This window comes from Staphylococcus kloosii, from assembly GCF_032139365.1.
Taxonomy (GTDB): Bacteria; Bacillota; Bacilli; order Staphylococcales; family Staphylococcaceae; genus Staphylococcus; species Staphylococcus kloosii_A.
Genome location: NZ_JAVTDB010000053.1, coordinates 74,554 through 93,163, shown reverse-complemented (window position 1 = coordinate 93,163; position 18,610 = coordinate 74,554). Strand labels below are relative to the sequence as shown.

The 18,610-nt window shown below is 33.6% G+C and carries 14 protein-coding genes and 2 pseudogenes; 1 reads left to right on the top strand and 15 read right to left on the bottom strand.

Annotated features, from left to right (window positions below; genetic code table 11):
* Positions 1-9: 9 nt before the first annotated feature.
* On the bottom strand, positions 10-801 hold the full coding sequence (locus tag RPL90_RS07130) for a TIGR00282 family metallophosphoesterase (protein ID WP_313547268.1): 792 nt from the start codon (positions 799-801) through the stop codon (positions 10-12).
* Positions 802-959: 158 nt separating this feature from the next.
* On the opposite strand from RPL90_RS07130, the gene RPL90_RS07125 reads away from it, so the two are divergent.
* Positions 960-1,175 (top strand): hypothetical protein, encoded by a 216-nt coding sequence (locus tag RPL90_RS07125; protein ID WP_061854805.1) that lies wholly within the window; start codon positions 960-962, stop codon positions 1,173-1,175.
* 57 nt (positions 1,176-1,232) lie between these two features.
* Here RPL90_RS07125 and rny read toward each other — a convergent pair whose 3' ends face one another.
* The 14 genes and pseudogenes from rny to pnp form a co-directional block, all read right to left on the bottom strand.
* Positions 1,233-2,792 carry a ribonuclease Y gene (gene rny, locus RPL90_RS07120; protein WP_313547265.1) on the bottom strand — a complete coding sequence of 520 codons (1,560 nt, stop codon included), beginning with the start codon at positions 2,790-2,792 and terminating at the stop codon, positions 1,233-1,235.
* 426 nt (positions 2,793-3,218) lie between these two features.
* Positions 3,219-4,271 carry a recombinase RecA gene (gene recA, locus RPL90_RS07115; RefSeq protein ID WP_313547263.1) on the bottom strand — a complete coding sequence of 351 codons (1,053 nt, stop codon included), beginning with the start codon at positions 4,269-4,271 and terminating at the stop codon, positions 3,219-3,221.
* A 168-nt stretch (positions 4,272-4,439) separates the two neighbouring features.
* Positions 4,440-5,585: a CinA family nicotinamide mononucleotide deamidase-related protein gene (locus RPL90_RS07110; protein ID WP_313547260.1), complete on the bottom strand. Its 1,146-nt coding sequence runs from the start codon at positions 5,583-5,585 to the stop codon at positions 4,440-4,442.
* 207 nt (positions 5,586-5,792) lie between these two features.
* Positions 5,793-6,371 (bottom strand): CDP-diacylglycerol--glycerol-3-phosphate 3-phosphatidyltransferase, encoded by a 579-nt coding sequence (gene pgsA, locus RPL90_RS07105; RefSeq protein ID WP_313547258.1) that lies wholly within the window; start codon positions 6,369-6,371, stop codon positions 5,793-5,795.
* Between the two features lie 42 nt (positions 6,372-6,413).
* Entirely contained in the window at positions 6,414-6,809 is a 396-nt protein-coding gene (locus RPL90_RS07100) for a helix-turn-helix domain-containing protein (RefSeq protein ID WP_313547256.1), read from the bottom strand.
* A gap of 33 nt (positions 6,810-6,842) precedes the next feature.
* Complete coding sequence (locus RPL90_RS07095) at positions 6,843-7,679, bottom strand: DUF3388 domain-containing protein (protein ID WP_313547254.1); 837 nt, start codon at positions 7,677-7,679, stop codon at positions 6,843-6,845.
* 145 nt (positions 7,680-7,824) lie between these two features.
* Positions 7,825-8,529 carry an elongation factor P 5-aminopentanone reductase gene (gene ymfI / locus RPL90_RS07090; RefSeq protein WP_313547252.1) on the bottom strand — a complete coding sequence of 235 codons (705 nt, stop codon included), beginning with the start codon at positions 8,527-8,529 and terminating at the stop codon, positions 7,825-7,827.
* A gap of 1 nt (position 8,530) precedes the next feature.
* Complete coding sequence (gene yfmH / locus RPL90_RS07085) at positions 8,531-9,817, bottom strand: EF-P 5-aminopentanol modification-associated protein YfmH (protein WP_313547250.1); 1,287 nt, start codon at positions 9,815-9,817, stop codon at positions 8,531-8,533.
* Entirely contained in the window at positions 9,817-11,085 is a 1,269-nt protein-coding gene (yfmF, locus tag RPL90_RS07080; protein ID WP_313547248.1) for an EF-P 5-aminopentanol modification-associated protein YfmF, read from the bottom strand. Before yfmF ends, yfmH begins: the two co-directional genes overlap by 1 nt.
* A 25-nt stretch (positions 11,086-11,110) precedes the next feature.
* Positions 11,111-11,824, bottom strand: coding sequence for a GntR family transcriptional regulator (locus tag RPL90_RS07075; RefSeq protein WP_313547246.1), 714 nt, complete (start codon positions 11,822-11,824; stop codon positions 11,111-11,113).
* 2 nt (positions 11,825-11,826) lie between these two features.
* Positions 11,827-13,275, bottom strand: a pseudogene (locus RPL90_RS12965) (DNA translocase FtsK); the annotation flags it as partial.
* 161 nt (positions 13,276-13,436) lie between these two features.
* Positions 13,437-14,244, bottom strand: a pseudogene (locus tag RPL90_RS12960) (DNA translocase FtsK 4TM domain-containing protein); the annotation flags it as partial.
* A 220-nt stretch (positions 14,245-14,464) separates the two neighbouring features.
* A complete protein-coding gene (gene rnjB, locus RPL90_RS07065) occupies positions 14,465-16,138 on the bottom strand; it encodes a ribonuclease J2 (RefSeq protein WP_313547242.1) in 1,674 nt (557 codons plus the stop codon).
* 227 nt (positions 16,139-16,365) lie between these two features.
* On the bottom strand, positions 16,366-18,465 hold the full coding sequence (pnp, locus tag RPL90_RS07060; protein ID WP_313547240.1) for a polyribonucleotide nucleotidyltransferase: 2,100 nt from the start codon (positions 18,463-18,465) through the stop codon (positions 16,366-16,368).
* Positions 18,466-18,610 lie beyond the last annotated feature (145 nt).

Below are 18,610 nucleotides of genomic sequence, written 5' to 3'. Positions count from 1 at the left end.
TGGACGATACTAATCAAACGGGTGATCGTCATTAATTAACACACGTTCAATATGTTTAGTTTGTCCATTTTTATCTAAATCAATAATGACGCCAGATAGTACACTTCTACCTTCTTCTGGAAGTACGTGTCTTTGAGGTAAACTCGTAATAAATCTATTGATTACTTCGTCTCTATTAATACCTAAAATCCCATCGTAGTATCCTGTCATACCAACATCAGTAATATAACCCGTACCATTCGGTAATATTCTTTCATCCGCAGTTTGAATATGAGTATGTGTACCTACCATCGCACTTACTCGACCATCTAAATACCAACCCATCGCATTTTTTTCCGACGTCGTTTCCGCATGAAAGTCCACGAAAATATAATCCGTTACTTTTTTAGCTTCTTCAATCAATATATCTGCTTTCTTAAATGGGTCGTCTATGTCTTGCATAAATGCACGACCTTGCAAATTAATGATTGCAAGTTTAATGTCATTTATTTGAATAAAACGCATACCGATACCTGGTGCTTCATCTGGGAAGTTTGCAGGTCTTACCATTCTTTTGGCATCGTCTATAAAGTCATAAATTTGGCGCTGACCATAAGTATGATTGCCCATAGTCATAAAATCGACGCCTTCTCTTAACAATTGTTTATAAATCTTTTCAGTTAAACCTTTACCATGTGCGGCATTTTCAGCATTAACTATCGTGACCGTTGGACGATAATGTTGCTTCAATTTGGTTAAATAAGTACTAATCGCATCTCTGCCAATTTTGCCAACCAAGTCACCTATAAATAATATTCTCACTGCGAGTCATCCTTTCTCAGTGTTAGTTTAATGCATATTTCGACATTAGGAAAGTATATTGTAAAAATTTATGCTAGATATTTTGTTTTAAGTTATATTCACGTGGTAATTGAAATATTGTAAAGTTAAAATAATTTATTAGGAGATGTAAATCATTTATGTCAATTAATATTGATCCCGAAAATTTTGCAAATTTAGTAGTTTCAGCAAATCCTTCTAAAAGTGATGATGCTGAAGAAGTAGCTAAAGAAAGCTTAGAACTTTATATTAACGCTTATCGTTTAGCGGAACGTTACTCAAATATTTCAACAAACTCTTATGATACAGCTGAAATCATCCAAGAAGTGAAGAAAACTGATTTAGAACTCACATAATTATGTTATTTTAATAATGATTGCATATAAAAAAGGTTGCCATAATGGCAACCTTTTTTATTTTGCATATTCAACTGCCCTAGTCTCACGAACAACAGTCACTTTAATATGGCCAGGGTATTGAAGTTCATCTTCAATTTGACTTTTTATGTCCCTTGCTAAGCGATGTGATTTTAAGTCGTCTATAGCATCTGGTGATACAATTACTCGAATTTCTCTACCAGCTTGTATTGCAAATGCTTTATCTACACCATCGTAACTTTCTGATAAAGTTTCTAAACGCTCAAGTCTTCTGATATAGTTTTCTAAAGTTTCTTTACGAGCGCCAGGTCTAGCTGCTGATAATGCGTCTGCAGCTGCTACTAAAATAGATATTATAGATGTAGGTTCTACATCACCGTGGTGTGAATGAATAGCGTTAATAACTGTTTCATTTTCATTGTATTTTTTCGCTAATTCTACACCAATTTCAACATGGCTACCTTCAACTTCATGATCGATTGCTTTACCAACATCGTGAAGTAGTCCTGCACGTTTAGCTAATGAAACATCCTCACCTAATTCAGCAGCAAGCATGCCACTTAAATATGCCACTTCGATAGAATGTTTAAGCACATTTTGGCCGTAGCTTGTACGATATTGTAAACGACCTAGTATTTTCACTAAATCTGGATGCATATTATGCACATTTATTTCAAATGTAGCTTGTTCCCCAGCATCTCTTATAATATCGTCTACTTCTTTTCGAGCTTTCTCTACCATATCTTCAATCCGTCCAGGATGGATTCTACCATCGGAAACAAGATTTACTAATGCTGTTCTAGCAATTTCACGTCTGATTGGGTCAAACCCTGATAGTATTACCGCTTCAGGCGTATCGTCTATGATTAAGTCGATACCAGTAAGCGTTTCTAGAGTTCTAATATTTCTACCCTCTCTACCAATGATTCGACCTTTCATTTCATCGTTAGGTAAATTAACAACTGATACTGTTGATTCTGACGTATGTTCAGCCGCTAATCGTTGTACAGTAGTTGCTAATAACTCTTTTGCATTTTTATCGACTTTTTCTTTTGCTTCTTTCTCTTTTTCCTTAACAAGTATTGCAATATCTTGTGACAATTCTTCCTCAACTCTTTGAAGTTGCTCATTAGCTGCTTCTTCTTGACTGAGACCAGAGATGCGTTCTAATTCTTGTTCATGTTTATTTATTAATGATTGAACACTACTCTCTTTTGCATCTACTTGTTGTTGTCTTTCTTCAAGTTTAGATTCTTTTTGCTCTAAAATTTCATCTTTTTTATCAAGCAAATCAGATTTACGTTCCAAATTTTCTTCTTTTTGAAGTAGGCGAGATTCTTGCCTTTGAAGTTCTCCTCGTCTTTCACGAAGTTCATTTTCAACTTGCTCTTTTAAGATTTGGTTTTCTTCTTTTGCTTCAAGTAGTTTTTCTTTTTTTACATTATCTGCTTCTTTATTCGCCTGATCGATGATATCTTCAGCAGTTTGTCTTGCTTGGATTTGTTTTTGTTGCAACAAATTTCGGGCAATAAAATACCCTACAACAACGCCCAGAATAATTCCTAGCAAAATGAGTAGGAGGCCTAATAAACTCACATAAACACCCCCTTTTTCTAGGATTTGCGCTTTATATAAAAATAAATATGATTTTATTGAACTATATAATAATCATACAATGTAATTGTACGTTTAAAAACTAAGAAGTGTCAAGGCATCAATCTACAATAATATAATTTCATTTTAAATAGCCTTTTATTAGTATTTAAAAATATCTTAATTACTTTTTATTATAACTAATAAATGAATTATTTATGGTACTAAATCATAATTTAACATTGTTATAATGCACTATTCAAAGGTTATTGCCTTATAACTTATCTTGGCTATTTATTTATATATAATCAATAAACTCATTCTATTATCTCAAAAATTTTACGAATTTAATATTCGCAAATTAAGCAAAAAAGAGAAGTTTTATCTTCATGCGATAAAACTTCTCTTTTAATGAAATGTTATATTTTGTTATTCTTCATCAAATAATGAATCAGGAACATTGTCTTCACTTTCTGATTCTTCAACATCACCATCAAATATGCCTAATTTCTCGCGTAATTTCTGGTTAATATCTTTTTTAATTTCAGGGTTTTCTTTAAGGAACATCTTAACATTTTCCTTACCTTGACCCATGCGTTCTCCATTGTAAGAGTACCAAGCACCTGATTTATCTACGATTTCGTGTTCAACACCTAAATCAATTAACTCGCCTTCTTTAGATATACCTTTACCATACATAATATCTACTTCGGCAACTCTAAATGGTGGTGCAACTTTGTTTTTTACTACTTTAATTTTTGTTCTGTTACCGACAATATCTTGTCCTTGTTTTAATTGTTCTGCTCGGCGAACTTCTAATCTTACAGAACTATAGAATTTAAGCGCACGGCCACCAGGTGTTGTTTCAGGATTACCGAACATAACACCGACTTTTTCTCTGATTTGGTTAATAAATACAGCTGTTGTATTTGATTTAGAAATCGCACCTGATAATTTACGTAATGCTTGAGACATTAGACGTGCTTGTAAACCAACGTGTGTATCTCCCATTTCACCTTCAATTTCAGCTTTTGGTGTTAGTGCGGCAACTGAGTCGACGACTACGATGTCTACTGCGCCACTTCGCACGAAGGCTTCTGCAATTTCAAGACCTTGTTCACCATGGTCAGGTTGAGATAAATATAAATTATCAATATCTACGCCTAAAGCTTCTGCATAAACTGGGTCTAGCGCATGTTCCGCATCGATAAATGCAGCAATACCGCCTTTTCTTTGCACTTCTGCAATAGCATGTAGCGCAACAGTAGTTTTACCAGAACTTTCTGGTCCATAAATTTCAACAATTCTACCTTTTGGGTATCCGCCTACTCCTAGTGCGTTATCTAATGTTACTGAACCACTTGAAACGCTTGAAACTCTACGCCCTTTGTTATCGCCCAATTTCATAACTGAACCTTTACCAAATGATTTTTCCATGTTTTTTATTACTGTATCTAAAGCTTTTTGACGATCGTTATCCAATGATGAACCTCCTAAATGAGTTTAATCTCTATTAATTATCTTAATCACATCATACATGGATTATTATAATTTATCAAGCATTTTGCGAATATTTGTTCGCTATTAATTTGTTAAAACTTTGTTTAATCGAACATGCGTACTATACAATTTAAATATTGCGCTCTTTTATCAGTGTTTAATAAAATTTAGTAATCTTATGAGCGCATAATTTGGTGTTCTAGATTTAATGAGATTTCTAGATTGTGCAATATTGAATGATTGCACATGTAATTTATCTTCTGACAATATTCCTAAATAAATTTTATTGTCATCATATAATAATGCAATTCCCATTTCTGTTTCAAATAGATCTTTAACAATCGTAGCGCCAATTGCTAGTTGATTATTAATATCATTACTTTTTGTTATAAATTTATCAGAATGGGGTAACATGCCTTTCAACTTGTTAGCATCATTGTAATCTTGTAATCTACTATATAATTTGCCATCGGTTACACCATCATATAGTGCAAACGAACGACTTACTTCTTGCATAACGGCTTGCTCAAGCTTCATATCATCTGAGCCATAATAATAGTCACCTATTCGCGTTAAAATTTCTTGCTTAATAGGTGCAATCAATTCATGGCATTCATGCGTAGTTTGTCCATTAGCAGTTAGACGTATATTAACCTCGTGTGTCCCAGCCAATGGTGCAATTGTTGGATTACTTTGATTATCGATTAAATCGATTAGTTCAGTTTCTACGCGAGATTCTCCAATACCAGCAAATCTAAGTAGTTCTGAAAAAATGACTTGTTCACCATCGAGCAAATGAGGTAATAGTTCATTTTTAGCCATTGGTTGCATTTCTTTTGGTGGCCCAGGCAGTAAAACGATACGTTTGCCATTAGTTTCTACTAACATACCAGGTGCCATACCTACTTTATTTTCTAATACTTTTGAACCTTCAATAACTAATGCTTGTTGTTTATTATTAGGCGTCATAACTTGGTCTTGTTGTTTAAAATAATCCTCGATATACGTTAAAGCTTGGTCATCTGTAACTAAAGAACGACCCAGTATACTAGCCACTGTATGTTTAGTTAAGTCATCTTTAGTAGGTCCTAATCCCCCTGTTAGAATTACTGTATCATTATTGTTTAACGCATTGCTCACTACACGTTCTAGTCGTTTTGGATTATCACCTACCACAGCATGTTCTAACACACTATGGCCGATGCCGTTTAATAGTTTTGATAAGTATTGTCCATTAGTGTTGGCAATTTGACCTAATAGTAACTCTGAGCCAACTGCTATAATTGAAACTTTCACAATTCATTACCTCCTTCAATATGTATACAATGTACGTATTAACTATACCCTCTATTATAAAACTAAATTTCTTTAAAAATCTAAGAATAGTAATTGGAAAATTAATCGCTACGTATGATTAAAATAATTATTTTGCCTACTAACTTTGTGTACAATTAAAACAAGGCAGAAACCAAATTGATTTCTGCCATAGTTCATAACAATATATTATTTTGCTTTAAATACATCTCTGCCTTTATAGAAATATTCAACACCAGAAAGAATAGTAAAGAATACACCAATATAAAGGAGCACTTGACCTAATGGAAAACCTAACCATGTCGCTAATGGATCACCTAAAAGAATCCAAATCAATGCAACCATAGTAATCGCAGTTTTAATTTTACCAAGTTGACCTGCAGCACTTACGAAACCTTGTTCAATTTGTAATAAACGTAGACCTGTAACTGCAAATTCTCTAGCGATAATTATTATTGCAACGACAGAATTAGTTAAATCTATTTGTACCAATGCAATAAGTGCAGCAGATACTAATAATTTGTCTGCTAGTGGATCTAAGAATTTACCCATGTTCGTAACTAATTGCCATTTTCTAGCTAAATAGCCATCGGCAAAATCACTTAATGAAGCTACTATAAATACTATGCCACTTATAATTAACTCGATTCTCACATTATAACCGCCGATAAATGACACTGTTCCAAATCCAAAATTTACCAATGCAAAAATTAAAAATACTGGAATTAGTATAACCCTAAAAACCGTTATCCAATTCGGTATGTTCATATAAAATCCTCTTTTCTATTTTTATCTTAACACGTTGACTTCTTAAAATATGATTACCGCTAAAATCCATAGCACTATTGTAATAAGAATAACGGCACTAATAACGACTGCCAATTGCAGCGGTTCTTTATCTCTTCTTCTATATGACGGCGCTTCACCAGTGGAAAAAGCATGAATTGCTTCATTGATATCATTATTTCTTCTATTCGGAATTTCGTCTCTGTGAGACTCAATCAGTTGCTCCGAGTCAATATTGACTGCCTTAGCATATTTAATAATAAAACCTTCAGCATAATCAGCTTTTTTTAAGCCATTAAAATCATTGTTTTCAATTAACTTTAATGTTTCACGTTTAATATGTGTTTTACCTTCTAATTCATTTAGCGTCATGCCCAAACGTTCACGGCGCCCTTTCAATGTTTGACCAATACTATTCACGGCAAGATTGCTCCTTACTTCACTACAATTTTATTAAAAGAAACCAAAACCATCACCGAAGTCACCAAATCCATTTTCACCGAAATCTAAATTATTTTTTCTTTTGACCGTATTTTTTTTCATTTCTTCATAATGGATTTCTTGGTTTTTATTTTCTCTCAACTCAATGATATAATCAAAATCATTCATTTCGTAATCACTTGTTTCGACAAATAAATCTGGATGTTCCACGACTTTAATCGCTGGTAAATTCATTACTTCTTTCACTAACTCTTGGTGTTTAGTATCTGATTCTCTTGCGGTAACCGCACCATCAATAATGTAAACATGGTCAGAATCATATTCGCCTTTAATCAACGAACTACGCACCGTCTGTTTAATAAGTGTTGAACTAATAAACAGCCATCTTTTATGCGCACATACACTACCAGCAACGATGGATTCTGTTTTACCAACGCGAGGCATACCTCTAATACCTATCAATTTATGGCCGTTTTCTTTAAACAATTCCGCCATAAAATCTACTAATAAACCTAAATCTTCACGTTCAAAGCGAAACGTCTTTTTATCATCGGCATCTTGTTCTATGTAACGTCCATGTCTTACAGCTAATCTGTCACGTAATTCGGGTTTTCTCAACTTCGTAATAGAAATGTCATCGATTTCGCTTACAATGCCTTCAAAACGACTCACTTTTTCTAGGTTGTCTGATTTAATAAGCAAACCTCGTCGAGCTTGTTCAACACCATTAATAGTAACAATACTAATACCCATCATGCCTAAAAGACTTGAAATATCACCTAATAAACCTGCACGGTTCATAGTAATTTCATATTCTAAATACCATTCTTTTTTTGTAGTAACCGTCATATTTTACACCCCTTAGTTTTCGAGCAGTGACAAGTTTAAACAATGATACAAACGGACGTATATATGTTTGTTATCGTTTGCATTTAATTATATGGTCATTATAACATTGAATATTAATTCCGTGGAACAAATTATCGTCTTACTTTTATAAATACCAACCACCGTTAATTTTTTGAACGGTACCTGTAACACTTTTAGCAAAAGGATGGCAAAGATAGGCACAAGTATATGCAATTTCTTCTGGTTCAATTAAGCGCTGTTGAGGTAGATCATCAAGGATTTGTTGCAGTTCCTTATCACTCCACACTTCAGACATACGCCCTCGTACAATACCCGGAGTAATTGCATTAACCGTAACAGTTGTTAATGCTAATTCTTGACTCATTGCTTTAACGAAACCAATTTGTGCACTTTTCATTGCCGAATATACTGACTCTAAACTAGCGCCAGTTTCACCCCATATAGATGAAATTACGATAATTCTGCCATTATCACTGCGACGTAGTTGATCTACAAAATATTTAGACAATCTTATAAATTCACGTACATGTAGACGATAAGCGTCATCAATTTGTTCATCTTGCATGTCTTGAATTTGTCCATAAAGTGCATTTCCACCTGAATATATTAAGCAATCTAAATTATGTATAAAACCAAAAACTTTATTATAATCAGATGCTGCTAATAAATCGCATTGTACAAATTGCACCGCACAGTTTTCAAATTGTTTAGTTAAGTCAGTTAAGTCTGCCGAATTATATTGGATAATAACTTCATAACCTTCATTTAACAAGCGTGTAACGATTGCTTTTCCTATCGAACCAGAGCCACCTATAACCAGAGCCTTCATATTATTTCATCTCCAAACGACTATCAACCATTTGCTCTAAATTCAAACACTGTTTAGCAGTGTCATTAACACTTTCTAACGTAATATTTTCTACTATTTCTAACATATCGAATAGGCTTACCCCTTCAAAATGTAATTTAGTATATTGATTCGCAATATACTCTGGAGAGTTTAAACCAGAAATAAATTCTCCAATAAATTGTTTTTTCAGTAATTCAAATGCTTCATTATCTGTTAATTTACCTTGAGATTTTTCTAATTCTGCTAATAATAATTGTTTGAGTTCATCTGGCTTTTGCGTCGCACTTGAAATAATTGAAAAGCTATACGTTGGTTCTAATATAAATTGATAGCCAAATGTATCATCTATCAATTCACTATTAAGTAACGATTGGTAAAAATCTGTTTCTTCGCCAAATACAAGTTCAAAAAACAATGTCATCTCTAAATCTTTGCGTACATATTGATCAGCAGAAGCATTTGTTAATGGCTTGTTTTTAAAACCAAGCATTAATCTTGGTGATTGCAATTTCATTGTTTCTGACACAAATTGTTGATTGACTTCTTCTTGTTCAATTAATGGGGCTCGTTGTATTTCGGGTTGTGCTACTTTATCTCTTTTATCTTCATGTTTAGTTACGATATTTAAAATTTGTTCAGGGTCTACATCACCTACCACGAACAACACCATATTAGATGGATGATAAAAAGTTTCATAACATAAATATAAATCATCTTTTGTTATCTCATATATACTGTCGACACTTCCTGCAATATCGACTTTAATTGGGTGAGTGTCATACATTGCTCTTAAGGTGTTAAACATGATTTTATAACCTGGTTGTTCTTGGTACATTTTAATCTCTTCGGCAATAATCCCTTTTTCTTTATCTACAGTTTCTTTCGTAAAGTACGGTGTTTCGACCATAGTGAGTAAACGTTTAATATTCGTTTCAACTTGGTCTGTAGCACTAAACAAATAACTCGTACGGTCAAAACTTGTAAATGCATTAACTTGTGCATTATCTTCCGCAAATGCTGTAAATAAGTCATCTTCTTCATTTTCAAATAACTTATGTTCTAAAAAGTGTGCTACACCGTCTGGAACTGTTATGTATGAATCTTGATTATGAGGTTTAAATTTACTATCTAATGAGCCAAATTGCGTTGTATATGTTACAAATGTTTTTTGAAACCCTCTTTTAGGTATAATAAAGACGTCTAAGCCATTGTCTAATGTTTCTTTGTACACATATTCGTCTATTTGTTGATAATATTGTTCCTCCATTATGCTTCTCCTCCCTTAGTCAAAATATATATAGTATCTAAGACTGTTGCTTGGGCTAAAGCGATAATTTGGTCGCGAGAAACATTCATAATACCTTCTATGTATGTAGACTCTGTCATGTCTGACTCGAGTAACAAGTTATTATTTAAACGTTCTATAATACTTTTTGGTCTATCTTCCGCTTCTCGTCGTTGTGAAATAATCACTTTTTTAGCTAAATCTATTTTTTCGTCAGTAAAATCACCTTGTTGGAACTTTTCAAATTCTTTAATGATCGTCATTTGAGTAGTCTCATATTTATTAGAGGATACACCACTCAACACAAACATATAGCCATTTTTACTATCAATTTGTGAATGTATTGAATAAGCTAAACTTTGATTTTCGCGTACTTCATTAAACAATACTGAAGATGGATCTCCACCGAACATCATGTTTAATACAACAAAGGTAAAATAATCATTATCTCCAAATTTACTCGGGAATTTAAAACCCATATTTAATTTCGCTTGATCAATTTCATCATACTCAACCACAAAGTGAGGTAATTGATTTTTAGGTTTTACTTGAACATCATTAAATGATTCAAATTTAAATGGTTTTAATTTGAAGTATTTATTTATATTTGATTTCACTTCATTTTCATTGACATTGCCTACTACGTATACAGCGCAATAGTCATTTTCAATCATAGATTGATATGTATTATATAAAGATTCGTTCGTGATATGTGCTATTTTTTCTACTTGCCCTGTAGAAAGTTGGCTATATGATTGGTCACCAAACATATGTTGAAGTAAATTTAAAAACGCTAGTTGTGATTTATTATCTTCTACTGCTTCTAATTTTTTTGTTAATAAAGACTTTTCTTGTGCTAATAAAGTTTCGTCAAATAAGCCATCATTAACTAAAGGTTGCCAAATTATTTCTTTTAAAAGTTCAATACCTTGTTCGAATAAAGGCGTCGTATCTTTTAAATATTTTTCGTTAACTAACTCTAAAGATATTGTAATTACATGTTTATCTTTAAATTTAGAAACATAGCTATTTACATATGCGCCATAAAGTTCAGATAACTTTCTATTAAAAGCTTTATCTGTAGGATACTTTTGGGTAGCCCTCATAAGTATTTTACTAAGCAACGATCTAGAAGTGATTGTCTCATCATCCAATGGCGCCATAAACTTCAATGTAATCATCGTCGTCTTAAACTTAGTCGTTGGTAACACGCTTACATGAAAATTATCTTGTGGTTTTATATTTTCCAATAATTTTCCCCACTTTCATTTTAGTTTATACTCTATTTCTTACCGTTTTAAATTTTACTAAACTACTTTTAAAGTAATTAAATGAATAAAATACAGGTTTATCATTTTGATCATAATGAACTAACTTTAATAACATTAAGCCTTCATGAGGCGACGCATTTAATAAATCAGAGATATGCGGTTCATAACTTATCGCTTCTATTTCTGTTTCAGCATAGCAAATTTCTTTATCAGAATTTTGTTCAATTGCATTTAAAATGGATTGTCTATTTTCTTGATATTGAAAACAGGTTAAATCATCATTTGGAATTTTATCTAAACAATAAACGACTGGAAATTGATCTGCTGTACGAATACGTTCAATAATCGTTACGAGCGTCTTATCTTCAATTTCTAAGGTATATGCATCTAAAGAAGTAGCCGGTTTTTCATCTAAGCTAATAAATTCAATCCCCGCATTATAACCTTGCTCTTCAATCATTTTACTTATACTCACTACTTCCCCTAAAGGGTAAAGGAAAGGGTGTAGTGGTTTAACACTGACACCTTCCTCTAAATTATTAGTTAAAATTTGTTCTGTTATCAATTCATCTACGCCATCATAGACATCATCTGTTTTAACTTTTAAGTCTCTAGCAATGCTTAAATAACTTGGCAGTTTATCACCATTATTTAATTTACCGGCCTTAATTTGGTTTAAAATCCACTCTTTAACTTTATACACTGAAGTTAATTCCATATTTACACCTCATCGCTATTTAAATCAACTAATATTTGTCTTGGTTTGCTTCCTTTTTGTGGTCCAATTACCTGATTATTTTCTAAATCATCCATCAATCTTGAAGCTCTATTATAACCTATTCTGAACTGACGTTGTAATAATGACGTACTTGCTTTTTGTTGTTCTAATACAAATAAGTATGCTTCATCATATAGTGGATCTTCACTCTTCATTTCGGATTTCTCTACAGGCTCATCCGGTTCCATTTCTTTAACGTAGTTTGCTTTTTGTTGATCTACAACGTAATTAACGACATCTTGTACTTCTTGTTCACTTAAAAATGCGCCTTGCACACGCGTACGTATTGAACCGCCATTAGCCACATACAACATGTCACCTTTACCGAGTAGTTTATCTGCACCACCGCTATCAATAATTGTTCTTGAATCGGTTTGTGAACTGACCGCAAACGCTATTCTTGAAGGGATGTTATTTTTAATAATACCAGTAATGACATCTACTGAAGGACGTTGTGTAGCAATAATCAAATGAATACCTGCGGCACGCGCCATTTGTGTAATACGTTGAATGGCATTTTCAACATCTTTACCGGCAACCATCATCAAGTCGGCTAATTCATCTACGATAGTGACTATATAAGGTAGTTCGGCTTGTTTTTCATCAAGTTCTTCATTTTGACGACGAATATATTGATTGTAACCTTCTATATTTTTAGTCGAAGAATGTTGGAATAAGTCGTAACGTCGTTCCATTTCAGCAACAACTTTTTCTAATGCTTGTGCTGCTTTATGCGGGTTGGTAACTACAGGTGTTAACAAATGTGGTATCCCGTTATAGACATTTAATTCAACCATTTTCGGGTCGATTAACATTAATTTCACTTCGTGCGGTTTGGCATTCAATAAAATACTTGTAATAATGCCATTAATACAAACAGATTTACCACTACCTGTAGATCCAGCCACTAATAAGTGAGGCATTTTATTTAGTTCTACTGTAATAGGATCGCCAGAAATATCTCTACCTAAGCCAACTTCTAGTTTATTCTCAGCAGGAAATTTTTCGTCTAATACTTCTTTTAGCGCAACAAGTGAAATTTTATCATTTGGTACTTCAATACCTACAGCTGAACGGCCAGGAATCGGAGCTTCAATTCTAATATCTTTCGCTGCCAATGCTAACGCTAAGTCATTATTTAAGTTCACAATTTTACTTACCTTGACACCTTGTGCTGGTTGTATTTCATATTGTGTTACCGCAGGTCCTATCTTAATTTGAGTTACTCTGGCGTCAACACCAAAGTTTTTCAATGTAGTTTCAAGTAAACGTCCTTTTTTCTGTACTTCAGTCTTAGATGTAGATTGTTGTTTCGCAGGTTGCTTAAGTAAACTCAATGGCGGGATTTTATAAGCTTCATTTTCTACCTCTCCTGCATCAGAAATTGAACCAGAATTATCATAATCTGCGTCTGCTTCAACGCTTTGAGCATCTTTAGCGTTTACATCGCTTTTATTATCTTTACGTGAATGACTAATAGCTGAAGATAGTGCGGGATTATCATAATCCGACTCATCGTCACTTTGTTGTATTTTTTTTTGAGTTTTAGTTGCTGAATCATTATGACCATAAATAGGAATTGCTGATTGTGGCGTTTGTTGTTCGCTCTCAGTTACTTCTGGTAAGTCACTAACATCTTTTACATTACTCGCTTCGGCTTCTTGTTCTGCTTTTTTCTCTGCCTTCACTCTTGCTTTAGCTTCTTTTTTAACTTTATTTTGATGTCTTTTCTCACTTAATTTGTAAGAAGCAGACTCACTTTTCACCTTAGCATTATCAAAGAAACTTTTAGCTACATCTCTGTGACGATATTTCAATATCAATACAATACTAGAAATAATTAATAAAATTGTTGCTATAATCACACCAACTATCGATATCAGCGGCGTTAAGAATTCTAATAAATAGTATCCTAATATGCCACCGCCAAAATTTGGGAAGTGTGAATGTTCGTATGATTTATAGACAAATGACAGTACAGGTTCTCTTTTAGATTGGCTTGTATGAGCAAAATGAAATACGATTTGTGTTAATAATAATAAAGTTACTTGTAATACGATTGTGCCGACTGTTCTTCTCGTCTTAGGTATTCCTTTATAAAAAGTTATAAATATTGTTGCTACTAATATCAATATATATGTTAAATATCTACTCATGCCCAATAAATAGTTGAAAAAACTATCTAACATGACACCAACAATGCCTAATTGAAAAACAGCTAATACCGTTAAAATTATAACCATTATCGCAAAAATATATTTTAAGGCGTTATCACCTTGTTTGTTTTTACGACTGGTCGTTTTCTTTTTAGTATTAGTAGGTTTTTTCTTAGCAGTGGTTCTCTTTTTCGTTTGTGGCAAAATTCACACCTTCTTTGACTAAATCTATGTATCAGTGGCGTTTAAATTTAGCGCGTCACTTGGAACTAAAATTGTTTGATTACAACAAAATCCATGTAGTACTATTTGAATTTAAACAACACTTCTATTTTATAAACCGCTATTAATGACACAAAGAGGTAGAAACTTTACGCTATATGATTAAAGCTCAAGTCTCAACCTCTTCAACTGTGTGTTAATATTAGATTTCCGAAATTACTGGAATGATCATTGGACGACGTTTTGTACTTTCAAATAAAAGCTTACTGATTTGATCGCGCATATTTTGTTTAATTTCAGACCATTCGATTCTTTTTTCCATGAGTCCTTGTTCTACAATTTCGCGCACTTTTTCTTCAGCTTCATTTAATAGTTCTTCACTTTCACGCACATATACAAATCCACGTGACTGTATCTCAGGACCAGCAGCAATGCGTCTGTTTTTAGGATCCAATGTTACTACTGCAATAAATATGCCATCTTCTGCTAACAAATGACGATCTCTTAAGACGATATTACCGACATCACCGACACCAATACCATCTATTAACACATTACCTGAATTTACTTTTTCATTTAAAATCATTTCTTCGCCGTCATAATTAACAACGTCACCTTTTTCTACTAAAAAGATTTTCTCAGGTTGAACGCCTGCTTCGTTTGCTAATTTAGCATGCGCAATTTGCATTTTAAATTCGCCATTAACAGGAATAAAGTACTCTGGCTTCATGATGTTAATCATCATTTTTAATTCTTCCATACATCCATGACTTGATGCATGGATTTTTTTGTTATTCGGTAAAACGTCTGCACCAGCTCTTACAAGTTCATTTAAAGTATCACCGATGATAACTTCCATATTGGCGGATGCTGTGATAGCTAAAAATACTGAATCGCCTTCTTCAATATTCATAATTTTATGTTTTTGTTGTGCCATTTGGCTTAACGCTTCAATTGGTTCACCTTGCATACCAGTTGCAATGATAATAACTTCGTTTTTAGGATAGTTCTCAACTTCGTTTATTGGGATAAGTAAGTCTTTTGGTATATCAAAATAGCCCATTTTACGTGCAATGCTAAAAGAGCTTTCAAGTGATCTACCTAAGAACGATACTTTTCTATTTAACTTACTAGCGACATTCAACACTTGTTGAATACGGATAAAGTTAGAGGCATAACACGAAACGATTAAACGACCCTTAACTTTAGTAAACGCATCATACATATGCGATTCTACAACATTTTCAGGCGTATTGTAGCCGGGTTTTTCTGCCTCTGTAGAATCACTGATTAGTGCAAAAACGCCTTCTGCACCAATTTCAGTCATATGTTTTAAATCGGGTGCATAATGACCTTGTAAACTTTGGTCGAATTTAAATTCGCCAGTATAAACGATTGAACCATATGAAGTATGGATACACACGCCTAGACTATCTGGAATACTGTGTGCTGTACTAAAGAATGTTACATTAACGCCTTTAAAACGCATAACAGATTCATTATTAACTGTATAATATCTAACTTTTTTATCTATATTACGTGATTTCATGTTTTCTTTAACTAAAGCAATCGTTAGTTTTGAACCGTACACAGGGGCATCAACTTGTTCTAGCACATAAGTTACCGCACCAATCGCATGCTCATGCCCATGTGACAAGAAAATCCCTTTTAGTTTATGTTTGTTTTCTATAACATATTGAATATCTGGTATAACGATGTCGACACCTAGCATTTCATCCTCAGGAAACATTAAACCAGCATCTAACATAAACATTTCATCGTCTACTTCAACGATATACATATTTTTCGCAATTTCTCCGACTCCACCAAGGGGGATTATGCGAATATTTTTATTTTTTTTCTTAATTAAACTCAAAATTGTACCTCCTAATTTTAATCCCCGACCATATATAATCTCATACTATATTATAAGTTATCTTAGGCGCTATGTACACTATTAAAGTAATTTCCATATCATTCAATTTTTGTATGTAATTTAACTTAATAAATAAAAAGAAACTAGTTTAATCATTTACACACTTCCTTTGAACCTATAGTGCGAAATGATTGTTTAAACTAGTTTCATAAATTAATCATACTTAATTATTTACTTTCTAATACTTTGTGAGATGCATTCACACGACCTTGCTTGTCGATTTCAGTTACTTTAACTTTAAGTGTATCACCAATTGCAAGTACATCTTCTACTTTGTTAATACGTTCATTAGCAATTTGTGAAATGTGAACTAACGCATCTTTGCCTGGGAATAATTCAACAAATGCACCGAATTTCTCAATACGTTTTACTTTAGCATCATAAGTTTGACCGACTTCCGCTTCACGCGTAATGTCTTCAATGATTGATTTTGCTTTGTTAATTGCATCTTGATCTATTGCACCAATAAATATCGTACCATCTTGTTCGATATCTAATTTTACGCCAGTCTCATCGATGATTTCATTAATTTTTTTGCCACCAGGCCCAATAACGTCTCTAATCTTGTCTGGTTTAATGTTCATCGTTACGACTTTTGGCGCATAAGCACTGAGGTCAGTTCTAGGTACATCAATAGTTTCAAGCATATGATTTAGGATAGCCATTCTACCTTCACGTGCTTGTTCCAAAGCTTCTTGGATAATTTCTTTAGTTAGACCATCGATCTTGATGTCCATTTGAATTGCTGTAATACCTTCTGAAGTACCAGCTACTTTAAAGTCCATATCTCCTAAAGCATCTTCCATACCTTGGATATCAGTTAAAATTGTATAACTATCATCTCTAGTTACTAATCCCATTGCAATACCAGCTACTGGCGCTTTAATAGGTACACCAGCGTCCATCAATGCTAATGTAGAACCACAGATTGATGCTTGTGATGATGAACCATTTGATTCAAGCACTTCACTTACGATTCTAACTGTGTAAGGGAAATCTTTAATATCAGGGATAATTTGTTGTAACGCACGTTCACCTAACGCTCCGTGTCCGATTTCTCTTCGTCCTGGAGAACGTACCGGTCCTGTTTCGCCAACAGAGAAGTTAGGGAAATTATAATGATGCATAAAGCGTTTTTCTTCCTCAGCGCCTAAGCCATCAATAATTTGATATTCACTTAGTGAACCTAACGTTACTACAGATAACGCTTGTGTTTGACCACGTGTGAATAAACCTGAACCATGCGTTCTAGGTAATAAACCAACTTCAGAGTCTAACGGTCTAATTTCATCTGTTTTACGACCATCAGGTCTAATTTTTTCTTCAGCGATCAATCTTCTCACTTCAGCTTTAACTAAGTCATTTAAAATAGCTTTAACTTCTTTAATTAAAGTTTCATTGTCTGGATCTTCTTCATCGACAAATTGCTCGATTACTGCATCTTTTAAGGCATCTAAATTAACGTCACGCTGTTGTTTATCAAAAGTTAACACAGCTTTTTTTAAGCCTTGTTCTTCAGTTAAACGCGTTACTTTATCTATTAATTGTTCATCTTGTTCTACTGGTGTAAATGCTTGTTTTTCAGGTTGTAAATGATCAATAATTTGTTGTTGAAAGTCGACTAGACGTTGAATTTCCTCGTGTCCAAAAAAGATTGCTTCTAGCATTTCTTGTTCGGTAATTTCACTAGCGCCAGCTTCTACCATGTTTACAGCATCACGATGACCAGCAACTTCTAAATCTAATCTAGAAACTTCACGTTGTTCTACTGTTGGATTAATTACAAATTGTCCGTCTACAAGTCCAACATTAACACCTGCTATTGGCCCTTGGAACGGGATATCAGAAACGCTTAATGCAACTGATGAACCAATCATCGCTGCCATTTCAGGCGAACAATCTGGATCTGCACTAAGTACTGTATTCATAATTTGAACATCATGTTTATAACCTTTTGGGAATAATGGACGAATGGGTCTATCAATAAGTCGTGCTGTTAACGTAGCATCATCGCTAGGACGTCCTTCGCGTTTTTTAAAACCACCTGGGATTTTACCTGCTGCGTACATTTTTTCTTCAAAGTTAACCATTAATGGGAAGAAATCCACATCACGTGGCTCTTTCGAAGCAACGGCAGTAGAAAGTACTACCGTATCTCCATAACGTACAAGCGCAGCACCGTTAGCTTGTTTAGCTAATTGCCCCGTCTCGATTGTTAATGAACGATTTGCCCATTCAGTTTTAAAAACTTTTTTCTCTTGAGACATTATAAATCTCCTCTCCTATATCTAATAATCCTATCATATCATTTATTTAAGTAATTTTATATTAGTATATTGAAGTATTATCAACCTATTTATGGCTGGACTACTACAACATATTTTAATGTTTGAGTTATAAAAAAAGAGTAGG

Excerpts from the sequence above, each read along its gene's own strand:
- RPL90_RS07125 (WP_061854805.1), top strand. The coding sequence starts at position 960 with ATGTCAATTAATATTGATCCCGAAAATTTTGCAAATTTAGTAGTTTCA.
- pgsA (WP_313547258.1), bottom strand. The coding sequence starts at position 6,371 with ATGAACATACCGAATTGGATAACGGTTTTTAGGGTTATACTAATTCCA.
- RPL90_RS07095 (WP_313547254.1), bottom strand. The coding sequence starts at position 7,679 with ATGACGGTTACTACAAAAAAAGAATGGTATTTAGAATATGAAATTACT.
- ymfI (WP_313547252.1), bottom strand. The coding sequence starts at position 8,529 with ATGAAGGCTCTGGTTATAGGTGGCTCTGGTTCGATAGGAAAAGCAATC.
- yfmH (WP_313547250.1), bottom strand. The coding sequence starts at position 9,817 with ATGGAGGAACAATATTATCAACAAATAGACGAATATGTGTACAAAGAA.
- RPL90_RS07075 (WP_313547246.1), bottom strand. The coding sequence starts at position 11,824 with ATGGAATTAACTTCAGTGTATAAAGTTAAAGAGTGGATTTTAAACCAA.
- pnp (WP_313547240.1), bottom strand. The coding sequence starts at position 18,465 with ATGTCTCAAGAGAAAAAAGTTTTTAAAACTGAATGGGCAAATCGTTCA.